Below are 522 nucleotides of genomic sequence, written 5' to 3'. Positions count from 1 at the left end.
CACAGGGCATAAAAATATTTTAGATTTAACTAGTTTGAATCAAGGTATTTATATTTTGAATATAAAAACTGATACAGGCAGTGCGTCCTTTAAAATAGTAAAAAACTAAGTTGCTATTTCAACAAGATTCCTCTTAGGGAATTATTAAAAAGCAAATCTTTATCGATTTGCTTTTTTTATTGTGCATCCCGCATAAATTCTTCAACTTTATCTACCATATTTATGCTTCCACAAATAAAAGGGACGCGTTGGTGTAATTCCGTAGGCTCTATATCCATAATTCGGGTAAAGCCATCACTTGCTTTTCCGTTAGCTTGTTCAGCTAAAAAAGCCATAGGATTACATTCATAAAGCAATCGAAGTTTACCATTAGGGTTTCTGGAACCTTGAGGATATAAATACACGCCACCTTTGATCATATTTCTATGGAAATCTGAAACTAAAGAACCAATATATCTAGATGTATATGGTCGCTCTCCTTCTTCGGCTTGACAATATTTTATATAGTTTTTTATGCCTTTA

General features: G+C 32.6%; 1 protein-coding gene and 1 pseudogene. One reads left to right on the top strand and one right to left on the bottom strand.

The genetic code is table 11. The annotated features are described in order from the left end of the window. The first annotated feature begins 16 nt into the window (after nucleotides 1-16). Nucleotides 17-109 carry a T9SS type A sorting domain-containing protein gene (locus J8281_RS20020; protein WP_371812643.1) on the top strand — a complete coding sequence of 31 codons (93 nt, stop codon included), beginning with the start codon at nucleotides 17-19 and terminating at the stop codon, nucleotides 107-109. Between the two features lie 67 nt (nucleotides 110-176). Here the strand turns inward: J8281_RS20020 and J8281_RS18995 are convergent. After that, a pseudogene (locus tag J8281_RS18995) lies at nucleotides 177-522 on the bottom strand (fructose-bisphosphatase class I); the annotation flags it as partial.

Source organism: Aquimarina sp. U1-2, from assembly GCF_017897595.1.
In the GTDB taxonomy this organism is placed as follows: Bacteria; Bacteroidota; Bacteroidia; order Flavobacteriales; family Flavobacteriaceae; genus Aquimarina.
This window is presented reverse-complemented; position numbering and strand designations above follow the sequence as displayed.